This window comes from Sporosarcina thermotolerans (genome assembly GCF_042658975.1).
GTDB lineage: Bacteria > Bacillota > Bacilli > Bacillales_A > Planococcaceae > Sporosarcina > Sporosarcina thermotolerans.
The window spans coordinates 643,089-662,972 of the sequence record NZ_JBHSRM010000013.1 but is presented as its reverse complement, the minus strand read 5'-3'; the positions used below and the strand labels follow the sequence as shown (position 1 = coordinate 662,972).

General features: G+C 39.6%; 23 protein-coding genes. 13 read left to right on the top strand and 10 right to left on the bottom strand.

The window, feature by feature from the left end:
• Positions 1-4: 4 nt before the first annotated feature.
• A complete protein-coding gene (locus ACFPZG_RS11210; RefSeq protein ID WP_283734508.1) occupies positions 5-454 on the bottom strand; it encodes a YaiI/YqxD family protein in 450 nt (149 codons plus the stop codon).
• Between the two features lie 173 nt (positions 455-627).
• Between ACFPZG_RS11210 and ACFPZG_RS11205 the strand changes: the two genes are divergently transcribed.
• Positions 628-837, top strand: coding sequence for a hypothetical protein (locus ACFPZG_RS11205; protein WP_283734509.1), 210 nt, complete (start codon positions 628-630; stop codon positions 835-837).
• A gap of 36 nt (positions 838-873) precedes the next feature.
• On the opposite strand, the gene ACFPZG_RS11200 is transcribed toward ACFPZG_RS11205, so the two are convergent.
• Positions 874-1,908, bottom strand: a complete 1,035-nt coding sequence (locus ACFPZG_RS11200; protein WP_317940222.1) for a DUF4097 family beta strand repeat-containing protein — start codon at positions 1,906-1,908, stop codon at positions 874-876.
• Positions 1,901-2,224 (bottom strand): PadR family transcriptional regulator, encoded by a 324-nt coding sequence (locus tag ACFPZG_RS11195; RefSeq protein WP_283734612.1) that lies wholly within the window; start codon positions 2,222-2,224, stop codon positions 1,901-1,903. Before ACFPZG_RS11195 ends, ACFPZG_RS11200 begins: the two co-directional genes overlap by 8 nt.
• A 328-nt stretch (positions 2,225-2,552) precedes the next feature.
• On the opposite strand from ACFPZG_RS11195, the gene ACFPZG_RS11190 reads away from it, so the two are divergent.
• From ACFPZG_RS11190 to ACFPZG_RS11180, 3 genes are all read left to right on the top strand, one after another.
• On the top strand, positions 2,553-2,708 hold the full coding sequence (locus ACFPZG_RS11190; protein ID WP_317940221.1) for a hypothetical protein: 156 nt from the start codon (positions 2,553-2,555) through the stop codon (positions 2,706-2,708).
• A gap of 73 nt (positions 2,709-2,781) precedes the next feature.
• On the top strand, positions 2,782-4,161 hold the full coding sequence (locus ACFPZG_RS11185) for a leucyl aminopeptidase family protein (RefSeq protein WP_317940220.1): 1,380 nt from the start codon (positions 2,782-2,784) through the stop codon (positions 4,159-4,161).
• A 121-nt stretch (positions 4,162-4,282) separates the two neighbouring features.
• Entirely contained in the window at positions 4,283-5,239 is a 957-nt protein-coding gene (locus ACFPZG_RS11180) for a phosphotransferase enzyme family protein (RefSeq protein ID WP_317940219.1), read from the top strand.
• A 3-nt stretch (positions 5,240-5,242) separates the two neighbouring features.
• On the opposite strand, the gene ACFPZG_RS11175 is transcribed toward ACFPZG_RS11180, so the two are convergent.
• Positions 5,243-5,530 carry a hypothetical protein gene (locus ACFPZG_RS11175; protein WP_317940218.1) on the bottom strand — a complete coding sequence of 96 codons (288 nt, stop codon included), beginning with the start codon at positions 5,528-5,530 and terminating at the stop codon, positions 5,243-5,245.
• Here ACFPZG_RS11175 and ACFPZG_RS11170 point away from each other — a divergent pair.
• The 7 genes from ACFPZG_RS11170 to ACFPZG_RS11140 all read left to right on the top strand — a co-directional run bounded on the left by ACFPZG_RS11170 (position 5,510) and on the right by ACFPZG_RS11140 (position 10,875).
• Entirely contained in the window at positions 5,510-6,046 is a 537-nt protein-coding gene (locus ACFPZG_RS11170; RefSeq protein WP_283734513.1) for a histidine phosphatase family protein, read from the top strand. The genes ACFPZG_RS11175 and ACFPZG_RS11170 overlap by 21 nt on opposite strands.
• A gap of 225 nt (positions 6,047-6,271) precedes the next feature.
• Positions 6,272-7,294 (top strand): serine hydrolase domain-containing protein, encoded by a 1,023-nt coding sequence (locus ACFPZG_RS11165; protein WP_317940217.1) that lies wholly within the window; start codon positions 6,272-6,274, stop codon positions 7,292-7,294.
• 89 nt (positions 7,295-7,383) lie between these two features.
• Positions 7,384-8,649 carry a serine hydrolase domain-containing protein gene (locus ACFPZG_RS11160; RefSeq protein WP_317940216.1) on the top strand — a complete coding sequence of 422 codons (1,266 nt, stop codon included), beginning with the start codon at positions 7,384-7,386 and terminating at the stop codon, positions 8,647-8,649.
• 37 nt (positions 8,650-8,686) lie between these two features.
• The gene (locus tag ACFPZG_RS11155) at positions 8,687-9,205 is read left to right on the top strand and encodes an NUDIX hydrolase (protein ID WP_283734516.1); all 519 of its coding nucleotides are present in this window, start codon (positions 8,687-8,689) and stop codon (positions 9,203-9,205) included.
• A 10-nt stretch (positions 9,206-9,215) separates the two neighbouring features.
• Entirely contained in the window at positions 9,216-9,974 is a 759-nt protein-coding gene (locus ACFPZG_RS11150; RefSeq protein ID WP_283734517.1) for a GNAT family N-acetyltransferase, read from the top strand.
• A gap of 45 nt (positions 9,975-10,019) precedes the next feature.
• The gene (locus ACFPZG_RS11145; RefSeq protein ID WP_283734518.1) at positions 10,020-10,511 is read left to right on the top strand and encodes a GyrI-like domain-containing protein; all 492 of its coding nucleotides are present in this window, start codon (positions 10,020-10,022) and stop codon (positions 10,509-10,511) included.
• Positions 10,512-10,548: 37 nt separating this feature from the next.
• A complete protein-coding gene (locus tag ACFPZG_RS11140; RefSeq protein WP_317940215.1) occupies positions 10,549-10,875 on the top strand; it encodes a MazG nucleotide pyrophosphohydrolase domain-containing protein in 327 nt (108 codons plus the stop codon).
• Positions 10,876-10,932: 57 nt separating this feature from the next.
• On the opposite strand, the gene ACFPZG_RS11135 is transcribed toward ACFPZG_RS11140, so the two are convergent.
• The 3 genes from ACFPZG_RS11135 to ACFPZG_RS11125 are packed head-to-tail and all read right to left on the bottom strand — an operon-like array spanning position 10,933 to position 13,405.
• On the bottom strand, positions 10,933-11,889 hold the full coding sequence (locus ACFPZG_RS11135) for a TRM11 family methyltransferase (RefSeq protein WP_283734520.1): 957 nt from the start codon (positions 11,887-11,889) through the stop codon (positions 10,933-10,935).
• A complete protein-coding gene (locus tag ACFPZG_RS11130) occupies positions 11,886-12,446 on the bottom strand; it encodes a branched-chain amino acid aminotransferase (protein ID WP_283734521.1) in 561 nt (186 codons plus the stop codon). The genes ACFPZG_RS11135 and ACFPZG_RS11130 overlap by 4 nt, the downstream gene beginning before the upstream one ends.
• A 56-nt stretch (positions 12,447-12,502) precedes the next feature.
• A complete protein-coding gene (locus tag ACFPZG_RS11125; protein WP_317940214.1) occupies positions 12,503-13,405 on the bottom strand; it encodes a cation diffusion facilitator family transporter in 903 nt (300 codons plus the stop codon).
• A gap of 271 nt (positions 13,406-13,676) precedes the next feature.
• Here ACFPZG_RS11125 and argH point away from each other — a divergent pair, with 271 nt between their 5' ends.
• Positions 13,677-15,005, top strand: a complete 1,329-nt coding sequence (gene argH / locus ACFPZG_RS11120) for an argininosuccinate lyase (RefSeq protein WP_283734523.1) — start codon at positions 13,677-13,679, stop codon at positions 15,003-15,005.
• Positions 15,006-15,079: 74 nt separating this feature from the next.
• On the opposite strand, the gene ACFPZG_RS11115 is transcribed toward argH, so the two are convergent.
• From ACFPZG_RS11115 to ACFPZG_RS11105, 3 genes are all read right to left on the bottom strand, one after another.
• A complete protein-coding gene (locus tag ACFPZG_RS11115) occupies positions 15,080-16,261 on the bottom strand; it encodes an amidohydrolase (protein WP_317940213.1) in 1,182 nt (393 codons plus the stop codon).
• Positions 16,262-16,276: 15 nt separating this feature from the next.
• Positions 16,277-17,665, bottom strand: a complete 1,389-nt coding sequence (locus tag ACFPZG_RS11110) for an MFS transporter (RefSeq protein ID WP_317940212.1) — start codon at positions 17,663-17,665, stop codon at positions 16,277-16,279.
• A gap of 204 nt (positions 17,666-17,869) precedes the next feature.
• Complete coding sequence (locus ACFPZG_RS11105; protein ID WP_381427214.1) at positions 17,870-18,607, bottom strand: enoyl-ACP reductase FabI; 738 nt, start codon at positions 18,605-18,607, stop codon at positions 17,870-17,872.
• A 233-nt stretch (positions 18,608-18,840) separates the two neighbouring features.
• Here ACFPZG_RS11105 and argC point away from each other — a divergent pair, with 233 nt between their 5' ends.
• The gene (gene argC, locus ACFPZG_RS11100; protein WP_317940211.1) at positions 18,841-19,875 is read left to right on the top strand and encodes an N-acetyl-gamma-glutamyl-phosphate reductase; all 1,035 of its coding nucleotides are present in this window, start codon (positions 18,841-18,843) and stop codon (positions 19,873-19,875) included.
• Positions 19,876-19,884 lie beyond the last annotated feature (9 nt).

Here is a 19,884-nt window from a genome sequence, read left to right as displayed (position 1 = left end):
GGCTTCAATTTGGAGGAATTACAGTATTGCATAAATCACGCAGCTTATTCACGAATCTTTCATTGTTTTCCTTTGAACGTTTTTTGGGACCTCTAAGCCTTCCCCCAGCAGCCCGAATTCTTTGTGCAGTATGACGGGCGAAAAGAAGCTGATCGATATTTTCTTCAGTATAGCGTCTACCGTTCTGATCAATCGGATGACCTTGTTTTGCTAATACCATTGCGGCTAAGCCATAATCCTGTGTAATAACGATATCTCCTTTTTTAACACGGTTGACCAAAACAAAATCGACTGCATCCGCGCCTTTGGAGACAATTACGGTCTCAGCTCCGTCCCGATGCATTTCATGTGCAGTGTCACAAATGAGAATGCACGGAAGCTTGAACTGTTTCGCAATGGAAATCGTTTCGTTTACAACAGGACAGCCATCTGCATCTACAAAAATCGTCGCCATTGTCTCGACCTCTTTTCAATTTTACAGTATGGAAGCTTGTGGAAGGACCATGCTGTAAATGGATTGATGTCTACTATATCATATTCAAAAGTTTTAATTTAATTCAAAGAGGGAATGACAAGAAAAAATGGGTTTAGGAGGGATATGTAATAAAGGAAGAAAATAATTATGGGATGACTATTGAGGAAGCGGAGAACTATGGCCGTAGCGTTAATGCAAGAAATGCGGCAGTGGAAAGAAATATAATGAGTGAAGAGCAGGAAATCATACCTGCAAATCAGCTGCCACCTCCATTAAATGAAGAGGAAATTAAAAAACGTGTTGGTGCAGAGAATTTTAGAAACCTCGATGATGCGAAGGTTATGAACTCCATAAACAGTTGAAGAGGGCAGAAAATGCCCTCTTTATTTTTTTACAGATCACTTCACTGTGATTCTTCCGTTATCCGATTTCAATTGAATCTGATATTCTTCCGCGCCGAAGCGAGTACGAGAGTTTCTATCACCATACACATCTATTCGTCCATGGCCAGTTTTTGCCGAAATTAGTGCATTTGTTGGCTTACGAACCGACTTCACTTCAATACTTCCATTATCTGTTTCAAAATTGATATTACGGTCAAGATGTTCCGTTACAAGTGTAATTCGACCGTTGTCGGTAACACCTACCAAGTTCCCATCTACATGTTCGAACTCGATTCTGCCATTATCCGATTTGGCATGAATTAAATCGGCTTCTACATGCGCAAGCGTTATTCGGCCGTTATCTGTTTTTGCTTTTAATCTATCACTTTGCACTTTCGAAATTTCAATTCTTCCGTTATCGGTCTCCGCAATAAGTACTGTAGCTGCCAATTCAGCTAATTCAATTCTACCGTTATCTGTGCGTGCATCAATCGTTTTTCCTATTAATTTTTCGGCATTTATCCGGCCGTTATCCGATTTCATAGAAATGGATTGGTAAAGCTTTTTCGGAATGAACACGTTCAATGCCACCGCCTTTGTATTGAAGTTGAACACAAATAACCAAAGACCTTTCTTTTTCAACCTGACCTTTAATGTATCTCCAACTACATCAGCCGTCAGTTCTAACTTATCATTGGGATTCAACAATTCAATCTTTGTTTCGTTGTTATTAGAAGGAATGACTGTAAGAGTGCCATGAAATACCTCAATATCGACTTTTGAAAAACTGTCGTCCTGAATCGTGATCACTTCACTCGATGGATCTTTTGCAACGTTGGTGTTTGTTTCACTAAACGGGTAGGCGTCTAATAACTCTGCTGCAATTTTATCTGGTGTGCCGAGTGAAGAAGCTATTTCTGTTTCCGTTTTTCCATCAGCCTTGCCATTCGAAAAGTACTCACGTATATCTTGCAGAATATCGTTTCTCTCCTCAGTTGGCAATCTTTTTAAGGCTTGCTCAAGTTCCATGATAAATTGGTTTTCAGTCATTACGAACACCTTCCTCGATTAATTTATTTACACCTTCCGTGAAACTGCGCCATTCATTTAATTGCTCATGTAAGTACTCACGCCCTGCATCCGTCAACTTATAATATTTACGGGGAGGTCCTTCAGATGATTCCTGTAAATAGGTCGTAAAATAACCTTCTTTCGTCAATCGGCGCAGCAGCGGATAAACAGATCCTTCAGATATGGAAATCTGATCAGAGATTTTCTGTACCAATTCATAGCCATAACGGTCTTGTTTATCCAATAAAACAAGGACACATAAGTTTAAAACACCTTTTTTGAATTGAATATTCACCATCTATCCCTCCTTTTTTAGTACAGTGTAATGAATACTACTGTGTTAAGTGTAATATATCATACAGTATTATTCATTGCAAGGTACTGTAAGAATTATTTTGAAACTATATTTGTATTTTGACGTAAGGTATATATGGATTGTTAATTGTTTTGTATATAGTGATTTCCGTTGCTTGGAGTGAAAGGCGGCGACTCCTGCGGGAATAGCATGAGCTGAAGACCCCGCAACGAAGCGTAGCGGAGTGAGGAGGCTGAAGCCATGCCCGCGGAAAGCGTCCGCCTGTAACGGAAAGCAACTATTTATAAGTACATAAGGAGGTAATTTCATGGACGGTAGTTATTTTGTTGGGTGGGGGACACTTTCACTCATTAACGCAGGAATTGCACAGGGGAAGAATAGAAGTGGGTTGAATTGGTTTTTGTTATCTTTGGTTTTAGGTCCAATTGCGACTTTCTTTTTAGTGATTTCAGAGAAAAGATAATCTTTCAAAATCCGTAATTTGTGGTAGACTATTTCTATAGTCGAAATAAATTGTGTTTTAGGGGGAAGTTAAATTGACGAATGAAGTAAAGATCATCTTTTCGGATGATGTATTAGTAACTGAAAACAGTGCAGTGAAGAATTTTGTAGAGAATCAAAAAGCAGGTCATTGTTCTTTAATCATTAAGGACGAGCAGTATGTAATCGTTAAAACCGATGATAAAAAGAAGTCATTGGAAAAAGTGAGATCCACAGCGGGGAATATCTCCCGTGACCTTTCTTCTCAAAAAGTTGAAAAAGCTAGTGTTCAAGGAACTGCACTTGAAGCAGCTTTTTCTGATCTTAATAAAGAAGAGGTCGCTGTTGCATTTGTTGAAGGTTGGGAGCTTGGCTCTTATCAATTCTCGACATATAAATCGGATGCTGAAACGACAAAAACAGCACTTGAAGTGGCAGGCGATTTGAACGCTTCTGTTGAGCTTGGAAAAATCCGTGCTGCAGCAACTGCGTTCTCCCGTGATTTGATGAACGAACTATCAGATGTATTGAATCCGGAAACATATCCAGAAGTTTTGAAACAGCAGTTTGAAGGAAAAGGTGTCGAGATAACTGTTCACGGTAAAGAACAGCTTGAAGAAATGGAAATGAATGGTCTCCTGACAGTTTGCCGAGGCAGTAAATACAACCCATCATTCGTTGAGATCCGTTATGAAGGAGATTCTTCAAAACCACTTGTGGCACTTGTAGGGAAAGGGGTAACATTCGATACGGGTGGAATTAGCCTAAAGAGCGGTAAAGACTTGAGCAGCATGCGTATGGACATGGGTGGTTCAGCGGCAGTTGCTGGAGCAATGCAGCTTCTTGTTGATTCGAAAGCGGATGTAAATGTTGTTGCTCTGATCCCTATGGTTGAAAACACACCGGATGCAAACTCTGTTTTCCCTGGTGAAGTAATCCGTTATAAAAACGGCAAAACTGTTCAAGTTGGGAATACAGATGCAGAAGGTCGTCTAATCTTGGCTGACGCTTTAATCCGTGCGGGTGAGTTGAATGCAGAGTATATCGTTGACATCGCAACGTTGACGGGCGCGATTGTTGCTGCATTAGGTTCGGAAATCGGCGGCGTTTTCGGTGATGAAGAACTATCATCCGTTATGAAAAAAGTTGGGGATCAAAACGGTGATTTCGTATGGCCTATGCCGTTGGTAGAAGCATACGATAAATCATTGGCAAGCGATTACGCAGACATGAACAATATCAGCTCAATGAACTTCGCGGGCTCCATTACGGCAGGTTTGTTCCTACGTCGCTTCGTGCCAGAAAACAGCAAATGGTTGCATGTCGATATGGCTGGTATGATGAGCAAGTCAAGCGCATCAGGCTATTACGCAAAATCAGCAACAGGCTACGGCGCAAGACTATTGGCTGACTATACTGTGGAAGTTTCGAAATAATAAAAATCGAAGAGGATATATGTTCAAATTGAACATATATCCTCTTTTTGCATTGTAAATTCAGTCTATTATGTATAAAATGTATGGAAATATCTGTTTTTTAGGGATGGTGACTTTGTAAATGTTTCAAAACGGAGATTCGACACAATTAATTAAAATACTCAATGATTTATATCCAGTGGAGTTCCTTGCAGCTCAACCAGTAACAAATGAGATGTTCCGATGTACCGCGAAACAAGACGTTTATTTCGCCAGAATCACCAATTACAAGTCATACGATGAACAGCTTGAAGAAGTGACTTATACAAACTTTTTGAATAGAGAAGGGTTGGCAGTGTCGCCAACAGTTTCTTCATTGAATCGAAATGTAGTAGAAAAAATAACACTTGGCGATAAAGAAGTGTTAACCGTTCTATATAAAGCGGCGCCTGGTGTCCATTTGGAGAGAAGTCAATGGAATGCCAACGTATTAAAAGAATTAGGCCGTCAAATCGGTAGATTGCATCGTTTCTCGAGGAAATTTGAAGAGATCCACCCCGTAAAGTATATCAACGATTGGCACGATAATGAGGAATATGCTTTTCTTAAATATATTCCTGAAGAAGAAACCGCAATTAGAAAAATTGCACAAGATGTTTTATTAACTGTAAAAGGATTGCCAAAAAACACCTCAAATTATGGGTTATTGCACGGAGATTTATGGTTGGAAAACATTTTGGTTGATGATGAATCAAATTTGGCGATGGTCGATTTTCAAGACTGCGAGAAAAACTTCTACATTTTTGATTTGGCAGTTCCAATCTACAGTGCAATCGAGTATTCGTTTGTAGGAGGGGGCAACATAGTCGATTATGGACGGGAAATTACAAAAGCAATCATTGACGGTTACCTGGAGGAAAATGACCTTCCCCCAGAAATGTTAGAACAACTTCCATTGTTCATTAAATTAAAGGAAGTATTTGAGTACAGTTTAATGCATATGTACTGGAATAAAGAAAAGATAACGGAAGAACAGATTCGAATCATGAACCATTATAGGATGAGGATTGAACGGAATCAGTCGCTTTTGGATTTGTAACGCTTAGACTGCCCATAGAACTGCGGTCAGTTCCCGTTGAACGTGGCGGACTTCCCGTAGAATCGGGATAAGTTCCCATAGACCTCGGTGGACTTCCCGTAGAATCGGGGTGACTTCCCATAGAACGCGGCAGACTTCCCGTAGAATCGGAGTGACTTCCCATAGACTACCGTGGACTTCCCGTAGAACAGCGGTAACTTCCCATAGAACCGACGCGACTTCCCGTAGAACACTGTGGATTGGAGCGAAAAGAAAAAAAGGGGGTTTCCCATGATATATGTAGTGAGACATGGTCAAACAGAATGGAATAAAGATCGAAAAATGCAGGGGAGAATGGGTGTACCGTTAAACGATTACGGAATCGAACAAGCAGAAACATTAAAGGTGAAATTACAGAATGTAAAGTTTGATTTTGTTTTTTCGTCACCACAAAAAAGAGCGGTTCAAACAGCAGAAATTATTACAGGGGCACAAGCTCTAATGGATGATCGATTGGATGTCTTTGATGTAGGGGAAGCTGACGGTTTACCTATTAGTGAAGTAAAAAGGGTTGGGTTGTTACCCGATTTATCTACCTATAATGGGGTTGAAAATCCAACTGAATTTGCAAGTAGAGTGTTTGATTTCATGAAAGAACTTCAAAAGCAATATGGGGATAAAGAGATGAATATTCTTATAGCCGGTCACAGATGTACCACAGGCTGTATTGGTGCCTATTTCAAAGGGATACCCACCGATGGAAATGTACTTCAATTCTCCTCTGATACAGGAGATTATAAGACATATTCTTTTTCCCTTTTTAGGTAGAGTTTTAGGTTTTAGGGTATTTGGTGAAAAGCTACAAGGTAATTATATGATTAGGAATATTCACACTTGAATTGCATCCCAAAAGATTTTACTATACAATTTATCTACTATTATCTTTTCTGAAAGGGAGGACATAATGATGATCCGTTATATGGTATGAACAAACTAACTGAATTCCTTTCAATAAAATAAAAAAACCATAAAAGGAATTCAGGAGGAATCATAATGAATACAGAAATCAAATTAAGCTACTTGGATAAAGTACAAAAGGAGCTTCTATTTTCAGGCGCTTTTTATGCTCAAAAAGGAAACGAAATCATAGAGGGAAGTAATGGTTTCGCCAATCGATCGGAGAAAATTGATAATCAAGAAAATACAAGGTTTGCAATTGCTTCAGGTTGTAAAATATTCACCTCAGTAGCGATTTGTTTGTTAGTTGAAGCTGGGAAAATTTCATTTGGTACAAAATTAAAAGACTGTTTAGATATAGATTTTCCTTATTTTGATAAAGATATTACTATTCATCACTTACTAACACATACATCAGGTGTACCAGACTACTTCAATGAAGAAATAATGGACGATTTCGCGTTGCTCTGGAAATCGCTCCCTATGTATCACATCCGGGCTCCGAAGGATTTCTTGCCTATGTTTCAGTATGAAAAAATGCAGGAAAATCTGAACTGTTCGTTTCAGTACAACAACACTGGTTATATATTGTTAGGACTAATTGTAGAACATGTGGCCCAATGTAGTTTTGATGAATTCGTTGAGGAACATATTTTTCGTAAAGCCTGTATGGAGAATTCGGGATACTTTGAGTTGGATCGTTTGCCAGTAAATACAGCACTTGGTTACATCGAGGATTCGGAAGGTAACTGGAAAACAAATATTTATTCCGTGCCGGCAAAAGGAGGACCAGACGGGGGAGCATATGTCACGGCCGAAGACATGATTAGATTCTGGCAAGCATTAACGAGTTTCCAACTGTTGTCCAAGGAAATGACCAAGATGTTGTTAATGCCGCGTGAGGTAGTAGATGAAGAGGAAAATATATATTATGGCTATAGCGGTTTTATGGAGTTAGACGACTGTAATCATGTAGTTAAGTATATACAGATGGGATATGATCCGGGGGTTAATTTCCGTGCTGTATGCTATCCAGAAACTAAAACGACAATCGTTGTCTGTTCCAATGAATCAGAAGGTGCATATGAACTTCTGAAAAAGATTGAAAATATCTTATAACCAGATAAAAGCCATTCTGGAGGGTCAATGCGGTTATATGCCGCATTGACTTATTTTAATTGAACAAAAAAAGTTTGGAGTGTGAATTCATGCAAGCTCTGCGATTAAAACTAAAAGAGTATATCAACGAATACGCAAAGCTGTGGGACTTCTACGGTGTTATCCAAGTGAAAAAAAAGGGGGAAGTCCTTTTTGAAGATGCGTATGGCTATGCAAGTATAGAGTTTGGAATAAAAAATGATATGAATTCACGCTTCTCCGTTGCCTCTATGTCAAAACAATTTACAGCTTTTGCGATTATGCTCCTTTATGACAAGAAAATGCTGGATATTGATAAACCTGCTCAATTATATCTACCTGCTGAAATGCAGATTGACGAATCGATCACTGTCCATCATTTATTATCTCATACCTCAGGTTTATATAATTTTACAAACTTTGAAGATGATTTTTTTGCTGGTTACAATAGAATGGATTATTCACGAGACTATTTTTTTCAGAAGTATATTAATAAACAACTAACCAAGTTAGCGGGTACAGTATTTGATTATAATAACTCGAACTATAATTTGCTTGCATGGATTATTGAAAATGTATCAGGAGAAACATACGATGAATTTTTAGGAAACCACATATTCTTGCCTTTACATATGCTGAACAGCTATGTTGATGACGGTTGTAAAACGATAAAAAACAGATCATGTAATTATGTTTATGACTATGATTCAGTCGTCAAAAGTCCGTATTTTAACGAGAAATTTAGCATCGGTGCGGGGGCCATCGTTTCAAACTGTGATGATTTGTACAAATGGTATACTTGTCTGCGGGATCGGAAACTACTGTCCGGCAAAGTGTATGATAGGTTTTTTAGCGTGAACCAAAACAATTACTGCTATGGACTGGAACAACATCATGTTTACGGGACAGACAAGTTTTCCCACGGAGGGGATCACCTTGGGATTTGTACGTACATGCAGAATTTTTTCGAGGAAGATATTTGTATCATCATCCTGTCCAATAATGAAACTATAAATCAGTACAGGTTAGGTAATGCAATTTCAGATATGCTGCATCATGTAGATATAGCTGCCCCGACTAAGCATAGAGAAATTCCACTTAATGAAAGTCAACTTGAAAAGTATTGTGGAACATACTTAAAGGATAAGATTAAGATCGAATTCATTAATGGCAAATTATATTTCACAAGATTCTTTGGCAATCTTCATATTGAAATCTACCCAGTAGGTGAAGGGAAATTTGCTCGAAGATATTATGATCAAATCGAACCTTACAGTATTGTTGAAAATGAAAATGGCGAGATGATGTTTTTTGGGTATATAAAGAATAACCTATAAGATGGTTGAAGCTTAGTTAAGTGGAGGAGGGATTCTGGTGGAGTATTGGGATATATACGATAAAAACAGAATTAAAACTGGAAGGAAGCATGAGCGAGGAAAACCTCTTCCTGCTGGAGACTATCATTTGGTCGTCACAGTTTTGATCGTTAATAGTAGACAAGAAATTTTGGTAACCAAACGGCATCCCGACAAGCCTTATCCGAACATGTGGGAATGCCCCGGAGGTTCTGTTTTGACGGGGGAGGACAGTTTGGAAGGTGCACTGAGGGAAGTAAAAGAAGAAATCGGGATTGACCTATCAAGCAGCTATGGAGAATTAGTAAAGAGTGAACGTCGGAATCACGATTTCAAAGATGTGTGGCTATTTCATCATGATTTTGATATTGAAGACACCGTACTTCAACCAGAAGAGGTAACTGATGCAAAATGGGTTACTATAACTGAACTTGAAAGTATGTTTAACGATGGAATTGTAGTTCCTTACCTTGAAAAGATAAAAAAATTATTGATTGAAAAAGTTCAGCAAGATAGCGTAGCGCAACCAGATAATTAGGAGAGTACAGATGGAACAAATAACATTTGATCAAATTAATATACTTGGAAACATAGTGGAGGAAAATGCTCTTTATAGACATTTTCATTATCCTGAGATGTTAGTCAGGTATGATAGTAATTTCATTGAATTTAAAACGATACCGTCATTAACTGAGTTTAAAGAGATCGAAAATTATCTTAGGGATTTTCATGTGAAAAGAGGCCAAAAGCATGTGAAATTCTCTTTTCCGGCAAATATAAAGCCGACAGAAGAACTCTCTGCATATTTAGCCGATAGGGGTTATGAAACAGGTTTTTTAGAGCTGTATACAATTCAGCCGAAAGACTTCCCTTCAATAACAAACAATCCAGATATAGATATTCAAGCAGTGACAGATAGAACACTAAATATATATCTTGATTTGCAGTATAAGCATGACTTAGAGATTGGAAATGAATTTGCTGAACAGAAGGCCGATCTTATAAAGCGTCAATTTACCGATCACGACATACTTCAAGTTTTGGCTTTTTATAAAGGATCTCCGGCAGGTTATGTTGATGTCATTGTCTCGAATGAAACAGCAGAAATCGATAACCTAACTGTAGATGAATCGTTTCAGAAAAAGGGGATAGGAAGTCGATTACAAAAATTCGTCATGGATTCATTTCCGGAGAAAGTTGTAATATTAGTGGCCGATGGTGAAGACACCCCAAGGGAAATGTACAAAAAACAAAACTATCTGTATCAGGGATTCAAATACGAATCATATAAAGTATACGAAGACTAATAGGCAATTGATTGTTCATTAATATTAAAAAGGGGATTAATAATAATGCAAAACTTCCAATATGAAATTGTGGAGATACCAGCATATCGTGCAATTGGATATAAGTGGGATGGCCCGTATACCGAAGTTAGTTCTTTGAAAGAAATTATTTATAGTATGAGTAGTGGAGTAAGTGAGTTAGAGCATGCAATTAATCCAGAAGTTCAACTTGGATTGTCCTATCATCTGCGTCCTGACGGCTTTGTACATTATTCCGTGTATGAAGTTAGTGAAGAACAACAAATCCCGGAGGGTATGGTAGAAATTTATATACCTGAAATGACTTACTTAATGATACATCATAAAAAAGAACACATCATTGGTCAGAGTTATGACAATATCTTTCAATGGCTGAAGGAAAGTAAATATGAGCCATTGAGGGAAGATGACGTGGAGTATTTCGATCGGCTACCGATAAAGCACGAAAGATATCCGAATGACCGGGATGTTAACAATCCTCATTTTGATATCTTGATTCCTATTAGCAAAAGAGCGTAATGTCGTAAAACATAACTAACATTGTGAGGACTTACTTATGGATCAATTAACATTTCAAGCATTACAAAGTTATTTATCATTAAAATACAAAGAAGGACGGACGTCCACTGGATTATTTATGAAGTTGGTCGAAGAAATTGGTGAAGTTGCAGAGGTATTAAACCAGCAAGAAGGCCGAAAATCTATGTCATCAGATGCATCCCTGGAACGTGAATTAGTAGATGTTATCCATTACGCAGTTGCCATTGCAAGTATCAATCAAATCGATTTAACAAAAGCCATTATAGAAAAAGACGAGCAGGCAGCAATTAAATATAATCAATCTCCAAATCTAAAAGAGTTTTTGAAACAGGAATTGAAATAGTAAAGGACATAACATATTCAGTAAGACGAATATGTTATGTCCTTTTTTTTATTAAATTTATTCACAAACAACAATTTGCCGTTCGAATGTTCCTTTTTTCGCTATACAACGATCAACGATTTCAAATCCAGCTTCAGTAATCATATGATCCATTGGTTCAATCGTGACGACTACCAACTTCGATGTAATCCGTCTGGCATCTTTTAAAATGTTTAATTGTCCTTCAGCCGTAATATGGGTGAATAAATTATACGGCATGTCGATAATTGCAGCATCATATGTATTCGTCACTTCGGAAATAGGACCGATGACAACTTCACCTTCCAACCCGAAGTGTGCAAGGTTCTTCCTGGATCCGAGGCAAACGAGAGGGTTGATATCCCTACCGACAATGTCAATTCCCATTGAGCGGGCTTCGACCAAAACAGTCCCGATGCCGCAGCAAGGGTCAATCGCACGGATTCCCTCGGGGTGAGGGACTGCAATGTTAGCGACTGCGCGAGCAACCCTCGTGCTTAGCGCAGTGGAATACATATGGGGCTTTTTCATATGGAATCTCCAAATGGGTTCGCTTTCCTTGATGATGCCAAAATACCAAACTTCATCCAATAAGACGATTCCAAAGTTAACTTCAGGTTCATGTAAATCGGCTTCCCCTTGAATCACTTCACCAATTTCCCGCTCGATGCTTCGTCGCTCTGGATGATGGAGTTTAGGCGTCATATTGAGCGCAATTGAGTTCAGGCATGTTACTTTGAAACTTTTATGTGTGACAAATTCAGTTGCTTGTCCTTTTATTTCATCCAAGTCTTTTCCTGAAAAAATGACTTCCAAGCGCTCCCTTATGAAAGGGCTCCTGCTTGGATCGATTTTCACTTTACTCGTAATGACGTTCGTAGGGCTATCATAGCCAAAGAATGCCCTCATTTCCAAACGGCATAGGTCATGTTCATCTACTTGCCGCACATACGTGTAGATGAACTTCTTAGTATCCACTTCAAATGCATGTTTCAATTTGCAGCCTCGATTGCTTCAAGTAAATTAAAGATGAATCGATAGGCAAGGTCCACTGCATCTGTAATTGGCATTTCACTTTCGAACCCCTCCAAATGATTAAGTGGAATATTGACGTCCCATAATCCGTCTGTATCAGAGAACATTGCACTATATGTCTTAGATCCAACGTTCGCCGCCAAATAATCTTTCAGGAAAGGTCCCCATTTTTTCTGTACTTTTAATCCGAATAAAACTGTATAAGTTTGGAATACATCATCTGTTTCGAGTGCCATGCCGTCCACTTTAATTATTTCGAAAGCGGTTGATTCGATATAGACAAATTCATCGATATTCCTTTTAAAATAGGAAACCGGTTCATTCATGAAGGTCCCATGTTCCTCTTTAATAACTTCTTCTGTCTCTTTCAAGCATCTTTCAATGACGGTGTAGCCCCACCCTTTATAGTGAATGTCTACGTTTTCATCAATTAACCCTTGTTTGACAGCATATGCTTTTTCAATCGGGAATAATGGTTCGTTCCCAACAACTAATTGCTCAATTTTCTCTTTTAACATGAGAGACACTCCTTTTCACTCTACAGTATACCGTAATTCAACTATAATTTGCCCAATTATTCCCCGGGATACCAGGGATTCAAATGAATGAGTACTTCATCTACATCTTGGTGTTCATTGATGATCATGTTCCGAATTTTACTTGAGGTATCATGCCCTTCCTGAATTGTCATCGTACCCGGAATCCCAATACGTAAGTCAACAAGAACGTAATGGCCATGCTCACGTGCACGTAAGCGATCAATTCGTTTTACTTCAGGAACCGTGCGTATCAAAGCCGCGAATTCCCTAAGTCGTTCTTCAGAGACGTTCTTTTCCATTAAGATATCCATTGCTTCTTTTCCAATTTCGTATGCAAGCCTTAGAACAAGAATGGAAACGATTACTCCTGCGAATGGATCGCCATAAGAAAGGAATGAAATATTGTAGGCATCGCCAATGAGTGCCAATCCAATTCCAACGACTGCAGCGAGTGAGGCGTATACATCCGCCAAGTGATCATAGGCAGTTGCGATTAGCCCTTTGCTGTTCACTTTCTTTCCGATACGCATTGTGTATATATAGAGCGCCTGCTTCCAGATGAGGGAGATGATTGCAGTGATCAATGCAATCACACTTGCTTTTGCGGGTTCTTCGAAAAATGTTTTTACAGCTTCATAACCAATATAAATGGATGCGATGGCAAGAATGATGGCAACAATTCCTGAACCGATAACTTCAGCTTTTCCATGGCCATAAGGGTGGTCTTCATCCGCAGGTCTTTGTGAATACCGCATTGATGTTAAAGCAGCTGCAGAAGCGACAACATCCCCCGCATTATGGAAGCCATCGGCCAGTAAAACGGGGCTGTTGAAAAGCGCACCAACGAGGATTTTCAACACGGTTAAAACAATATTACTTATTAAACTGATCCAAATTGCAAACACTGAAGCGATGGAATGGTTTTGTTTTGTATTCATAATTCTTGCCTCCAAACTCATTTTTTCCCTGGGGAAACAAAAACCCTTGACATATTGTTGTCAAGGGTTAGTTAGAATAAACCATATAGTTTTGTTGGTCACAGTATTTAGTCAATTTAATCACTCTTTTGCAGTCAGTCAGTTAAGCATAGCATTTCACTCAAGTTCAATCAAGGATTTGACTATTGTTCAGGAATGCATTGCAATAGAGGCATTTATTCATTATAATACATTAAAATGAATAAAAATACATAACGGAGGTTGATTATACATGAAGCTTTGGGGAGGTCGTTTTACAAGTCGCGCCGATCAAATAATGGAGCAGTTCAATACATCATTGCCAGTAGATCATAGACTGTTCCGGGAAGACATCGCAGGCAGCTTGGCCCATGTTTCTATGCTTGTCCATAGCGATTTGCTGACACCGGAGGAAGGGGATTTACTCATACAAGGGCTTGAGTCCATTCTCCATGATATTGAAAGTGGAGTGTTAGTGATTGAAGGGAATTATGAAGATATTCACTCATTCGTGGAAATGCACTTGACGGAACGCATTGGTGAAACAGGTAAAAAACTGCATACCGCCCGCAGCCGAAATGACCAAGTAGCAGTCGATATGCGGTTATATGCAAAAAATAAGGCGGTCGAAGTAAAAGATGGCCTTCAGTCATTGATTGACTCATTGCATGCAAAAGCGAAAGCGAATAATGTCATCATGCCAGGTTATACACATTTGCAACGGGCGCAAGTCGTCACGTTTGGACATCATTTAGGCGCTTACGAGCAAATGTTCAAGCGTGATAAGAAACGAATCAGCAATGCACTCGAACTATTGGATGAAAACCCGTTAGGATGTGGTGCGCTTGCGGGAACGACACATGCTATCGATCGGGATGTAACGACGGCACTCTTACGATTTGCGAAGCCGGTCGATAATTTCCTTGACGGAGTTAGCGATCGTGATTATATGCTTGAATTGATGTCCGATTTCTCAATCATTATGATGCATTTAAGCCGATTAAGTGAAGAGCTGATTTTATGGAGCAGCCAGGAGTTCAAGTTCATTACAATGGCAGATGCATATTCGACAGGCAGTAGCATCATGCCACAGAAGAAGAACCCCGATGCGGCGGAACTGATACGTGGGAAAACTGGCAGAGTTTACGGCTCTTTATTCGCTTTATTGACGACGTTGAAAGGGTTGCCGCTAACATATAACAAGGACATGCAGGAAGATAAAGAGCAGTTTTTCGATGCACTTGATACCGTGCTGGACTGCATGGAAATCATGTCCAAAATGATCGATACATTGCAAGTGAATGCAGAGAATATGAAGGCGGCTATTAAAGCTGGCTTTCTTAATGCAACCGAAGTGGCCGATTATTTGGTAAGCAAAGGGACGCCATTCCGCGATGCACATGAAATCGTTGGGAAAATCATCATTTATTGTGAAGCAGAGAAGAAGGCTATTGAGGATTTGACAGTGGAGGAACTGTCAACGTTTAGTGAAAAGATAGATAATGATATTTACGAATACATCGAGTATGAAAACATTTTGACGAAAGGAAATAAGGGGTTAATGATGGAAGTAGGGAAGTAGAGCACTCTTGAAAATTAAAGAAAATCGCCAGGGACCGCTCATACAAGCTGTTCTGGCGATTTTTAAATAATGGATTATTCTTGTAAACTGCAAACCACTTGCCCAACGGCTTTAGCTGCAACAAGGAGCGAATCTTCATCGATATCGAATTTTGGATGATGGTTGAAATATGGTTTTTCAACGCCTTTAGGTGTACACCCAATATAAAAGAAGCAAGCTGGGAATTTCTCGGCATAATAAGCGAAGTCTTCTGAAGGTGCCATTGGCGGCACTTCTTTTACCTCTGTAATTTCTTTCACATTCGCATTTTTCAGTGCGTTCGCTACTTTTTCTGTAAGTTCAGGATTATTGTATAACGGCGGATAATCTGGTGTATAGGTTAGGTCGCATTCCACATCGAACTCCTCTTCAAGTCCTTTAACCATGCGTATTATTTCCCGTTCAATTATTTCTTTCGTTTCAGTTGTCATGTAACGGATATCACCCTCAAGTTCCACACTATCCTTAATCACATTAAATATGCCCGCTCCATCAAAAGATCCAATTGTAATAACACCAATACTAAAAGGACTCAATCTACGGCTAATAATCGTTTGTATTGCAGTTACAAAGTGTGCCCCGGCAACAATGGCATCGTTCGCTAAATGAGGCGATGAACCATGTCCGCCTCTGCCTTGCACTTTCAGTTTCATGTATGCCCGGCCGTTGAAAGCATAGCCTTTGTTGTAGCCAACCATACCGGCAGGGGCAATCGGCAGAAGGTGAATGCCAAATACTTCATCCAAATCATCCAACAGTCCAGATTCGACAATGCTCTTTGCTCCACCTGGCGGAACTTCTTCTGCATGTTGGTGGATGATTTTAATCGTACCGGATAGTTCAGATTTCAATTGGATTAAACAATCCGCGAGAATTAATAAATATGCCGTATGGCCATCATGCCCGCATGCATGCATGACACCTTCATTTTTCGACTTGAATGGCACATCTGCTTCTTCCACAATCGGAAGTGCGTCAAAATCTGCGCGCAATCCAATTGTTTTTCCGGGTTTAGCACCCTTTATCGTTACAATAATTCCGTATCCATTTCCAACATTAGTTTGTATATCGACATCCTTGCCTTTATAGAAGTCGGCAATATATTGAGCCGTTTTTTCTTCTTTAAACGATAACTCCGGGTATTCGTGTAAATAACGGCGAATTTGAATCATTTCATCTTTACGCTCGTCCAGCATTTTCATTAATTGTTCCTTCACGTATCACACACTCCCTTATTTAGCTTCGCTTTTGCCAGCATTATTTGGAACTAAGAAGATAATCGATAACAATGCGATAGCTGCGAAAATGACGTTAGCAATGATACCTCCAGTTGCTGCTACATGCACGCCGCTACTTGTTGAAATCATTGCATACACGGTTGCTGAGATGGCAACTCCAAAAGCGGAACCAAGTGAACTTGCCATTTTATAAATTCCTGACGCCGCACCAATTTTTTCGTCCGGTGCATTCGATACGGCAGTGTCTGTAGAAGGTGTTGCATAGATCCCTAAGCCTAATCCAAACAAAGCGAATCCTATAAATACGACGGCTGTATATGCAACGTCTGGTAAAAATGTTAACCCCATCACTCCAACACCGATGAGCGTTAAAATAGTACCCCATAGCATTGGTTTTTTCGCACCAATTTTTTGAAGGATCTTCTCTCCAACACGGATCATACCAAGTACGGCAATCAAATAACCGATGGAAAGCATCCCTGATTGGAATGAAGTAAACCCTCTTCCTTCTTGTACATAGGTGTTCGCAACGACCAGGGTTCCAGCGACGGCATTTAATAAGAAGTTTGAAACAGTTGCACCTGTATACGGCATGTTTTTAAATAATTTAAAATCGATTAATGCATTGTCCTTGCCATTTTCAACTTTAATGAAGACGATCGCACCAATAACTGCAACGGCTAACAATACAATCGTAATCCAATTAGTCCAACCAAATCCAGCACCTTGAGTGATGAAAATATTTAATGCCAACATGGTGATGATGAATACAATCAGACCGTTGACATCAAATTTGGAGTTCCCTGTTTGTTTCGCTTTACTTTCAGGTGTGTCTTTAATTAACCACAAGGCAACAATGGCGAAGATAATGGAAAAGATGAAAATCCACTTCCATCCCATATAGGTTGCAACTGCTCCGCCAAATAACGAACAAACTCCTGAACCACCCCAAGAACCAATCGACCAGTAACTAAGTGCCCGTTGTCGTTCTGCACCTTCAAAATAATCTTTCATCAATGCGATGGTAGCAGGCATAATGCAGGCGGCAGATATACCTTGTATAACCCGACCAATAATAAGTAAAAATGAACCGGTTGCTAATACTAAACAAAGTGAACCGATAATACTTAGAAATAGCCCGATATTTGTCAGTTTCTTTCGCCCATACTTATCGGCGAGGCCACCCGCTGCTACTATGAAAATTCCCGAAAAAAGTGCTGTTAAACTAATTGCGATGTTCAATGTTCCGGATGAAACACCTAAATCATTCTGTACTGCAGGAACAACATTGACCATTGCTTGAGCAAATAACCAAAACGTCAATACACCAAATACAATTCCTGTGATTAATTTATTGGTACCTTTATAGGCAGTTGTCATCATGTGCTCTCCTTTTAACATTCTTCAGTTTATTATCTGCAGGATTTCTGACTCTATGTATACAAACGGAAATAGAAAATAACTTAGGGAGATTTTCAACAGGTATTGTTAGAAGCAGTCGGACAACCAAAGTGTGCAGTTTCGTGTACAAAGAGACAGATTACCGTCCCAAAGGCAAAAAAAAGAAGCCATTAGGCTCCTCTTTTTTTACCCCATAATATGATATCCGCCATCGACGTAAATAACTTCTCCGGTAACTCCGCTTGATAGGTCGCTTAACATTGCGATTGACATCTTCGCAACTTCTTCATTCGTAATATTACGCTTCAAAGGTGCCTTCTCTTCAATTTGACCTAAGATCTTATTGAATGAAGGAACGCCTTTTGCTGACAATGTACGTACAGCACCTGCAGAAATCGCATTGACACGAATTGCTTCTTTTCCAAGATCATTTGCTAAGTAGCGGACAGACGCTTCAAGCGCGGCCTTTGCTACTCCCATGACGTTATATCCGTCAAGAACGCGTTCCGCTCCCAAATAACTCATCGTAATGATTGAGCCGCCTTCTGTCATAAAGCGACGTGCTTCTCTCGCTGTTGCGACAAGTGAGTATGAACTCGAATCCTGCGCAAAAGCATATCCACTTCTTGTCGTTTCGACAAAGTCATTCTTTAAATCTTCAGCGTGCGCAAATGCGATAGAGTGTACGACGCCATGGATCGTACCAAGTTTTTCACCGATTGATGAGAAAGCTTGTTGGATACTTTCATCTTCATTGACATCGCATTGTACGATCATTTTCGGTTCCAGACCATTGCTTTCCAATGCTTTTTCAAGCTTTGCAAGAGAACGTTCTTTACGATATGTGAAAATTACATTTGCACCGACTTCAAAAAGGGATTTTGCTACTCCCCAAGCAAGACTTCTTTCATTCGCAACACCCATAACGACAATGTTCTTATCTTTTAGTTTTAATAAATCCACTATTATATCCTCCTTAAAAAGCTAATACCTAATATTAGTACCTGATAATAACAAAATTATAACATACTCTCCCACAATTCAACACTTCAATTCAACGGATGTGAATATAAACAGAGAAAATATTTATAAAAATGCAGTTGACTTTATATTTATGCATGGATATACTACTTTTAATGGTAAAAAGGAGTGGGGACATGAAGATTGGAATCATTGGCGCCACAGGATACGGGGGCCTTGAATTGATGCGATTACTGCATCAGCATCCGGAAGTTCACGTAATCGATTTATACACATCTTCTGAAGAGGGGACAGTGTTTTCATCGAAGTATCCTCATACAACCAATTTGTATGATCAATCTCTGTTAAAAATTGATCATGCGCAATTAATCGACTACGACGTCCTATTTGCAAGTACGCCAGCAGGGGTTACAAGTCAATTATTGCCTTCTTTCATCGGAAAAGGACCAAAGCTGATTGACCTTTCTGGTGACTTCAGATTGAAGAATTCCAGAGATTATGAGCTTTGGTATAAGAAGTCACCCGCACCAAAGGAAGCTGTCGAGCAAAGTGCATACGGCTTGACGGAATGGAATACGGAAGCAATCCATAAGGCTGAGTTAATCGCGAATCCAGGTTGTTATCCAACAGCGGTCCTTCTTTCTTTATTGCCACTTGTTAAGGAACGGCTAATCAATGCAACGGGGCTGATTATCGATGCGAAAAGTGGAGTGTCGGGAGCGGGGAACACACCAGGACCGATGACACATTTCAGTGAGACAAATGAAAATCTATCAATCTATAAAATTAATCAACATCAGCATATCCCTGAAATTGAACAGGGAATCGAACAGTTTGGCAATCAAAAAACACCTGTGACATTTACAACGCATTTAGTCCCGATGACTCGGGGAATTATGGCAACAAGCTATGCACCAATTAGGGAAGGCGTTACTGAAGAGCAGCTTATCAATTGTTTAAAGGACTATTACGAAGGTCGGCCATTCATCCGTGTCATGCCGGATTCACCGAGATTTTGCACGAAGCAAGTGTATGGCACGAACTTCTGTGATATCCATGTCAAAGTGGATTCGCGGACGAATCGGGCGACTGTTGTTTCCGTCATCGATAATTTGGTGAAGGGTGCAGCGGGCCAGGCGATTCAAAATATGAACGTATCATTCGGGTTAAAAGAAACGCTTGGGTTGCATCAAGTCCCGTTATTCATATAAAGAGGAGGA

Bases quoted from the DNA above. Each gene is read 5' to 3' on its own strand.
- ACFPZG_RS11210 (WP_283734508.1), bottom strand. From the start codon at position 454: ATGGCGACGATTTTTGTAGATGCAGATGGCTGTCCTGTTGTAAACGAA.
- ACFPZG_RS11205 (WP_283734509.1), top strand. From the start codon at position 628: ATGACTATTGAGGAAGCGGAGAACTATGGCCGTAGCGTTAATGCAAGA.
- ACFPZG_RS11200 (WP_317940222.1), bottom strand. From the start codon at position 1,908: ATGACTGAAAACCAATTTATCATGGAACTTGAGCAAGCCTTAAAAAGA.
- ACFPZG_RS11190 (WP_317940221.1), top strand. From the start codon at position 2,553: ATGGACGGTAGTTATTTTGTTGGGTGGGGGACACTTTCACTCATTAAC.
- ACFPZG_RS11180 (WP_317940219.1), top strand. From the start codon at position 4,283: ATGTTTCAAAACGGAGATTCGACACAATTAATTAAAATACTCAATGAT.
- ACFPZG_RS11170 (WP_283734513.1), top strand. From the start codon at position 5,510: ATGATATATGTAGTGAGACATGGTCAAACAGAATGGAATAAAGATCGA.
- ACFPZG_RS11175 (WP_317940218.1), bottom strand. From the start codon at position 5,530: ATGTCTCACTACATATATCATGGGAAACCCCCTTTTTTTCTTTTCGCT.
- ACFPZG_RS11165 (WP_317940217.1), top strand. From the start codon at position 6,272: ATGAATACAGAAATCAAATTAAGCTACTTGGATAAAGTACAAAAGGAG.
- ACFPZG_RS11160 (WP_317940216.1), top strand. From the start codon at position 7,384: ATGCAAGCTCTGCGATTAAAACTAAAAGAGTATATCAACGAATACGCA.
- ACFPZG_RS11150 (WP_283734517.1), top strand. From the start codon at position 9,216: ATGGAACAAATAACATTTGATCAAATTAATATACTTGGAAACATAGTG.
- ACFPZG_RS11145 (WP_283734518.1), top strand. From the start codon at position 10,020: ATGCAAAACTTCCAATATGAAATTGTGGAGATACCAGCATATCGTGCA.
- ACFPZG_RS11140 (WP_317940215.1), top strand. From the start codon at position 10,549: ATGGATCAATTAACATTTCAAGCATTACAAAGTTATTTATCATTAAAA.
- ACFPZG_RS11130 (WP_283734521.1), bottom strand. From the start codon at position 12,446: ATGTTAAAAGAGAAAATTGAGCAATTAGTTGTTGGGAACGAACCATTA.
- ACFPZG_RS11125 (WP_317940214.1), bottom strand. From the start codon at position 13,405: ATGAATACAAAACAAAACCATTCCATCGCTTCAGTGTTTGCAATTTGG.
- argH (WP_283734523.1), top strand. From the start codon at position 13,677: ATGAAGCTTTGGGGAGGTCGTTTTACAAGTCGCGCCGATCAAATAATG.
- ACFPZG_RS11110 (WP_317940212.1), bottom strand. From the start codon at position 17,665: ATGATGACAACTGCCTATAAAGGTACCAATAAATTAATCACAGGAATT.
- ACFPZG_RS11105 (WP_381427214.1), bottom strand. From the start codon at position 18,607: ATGGGTGTTGCGAATGAAAGAAGTCTTGCTTGGGGAGTAGCAAAATCC.
- argC (WP_317940211.1), top strand. From the start codon at position 18,841: ATGAAGATTGGAATCATTGGCGCCACAGGATACGGGGGCCTTGAATTG.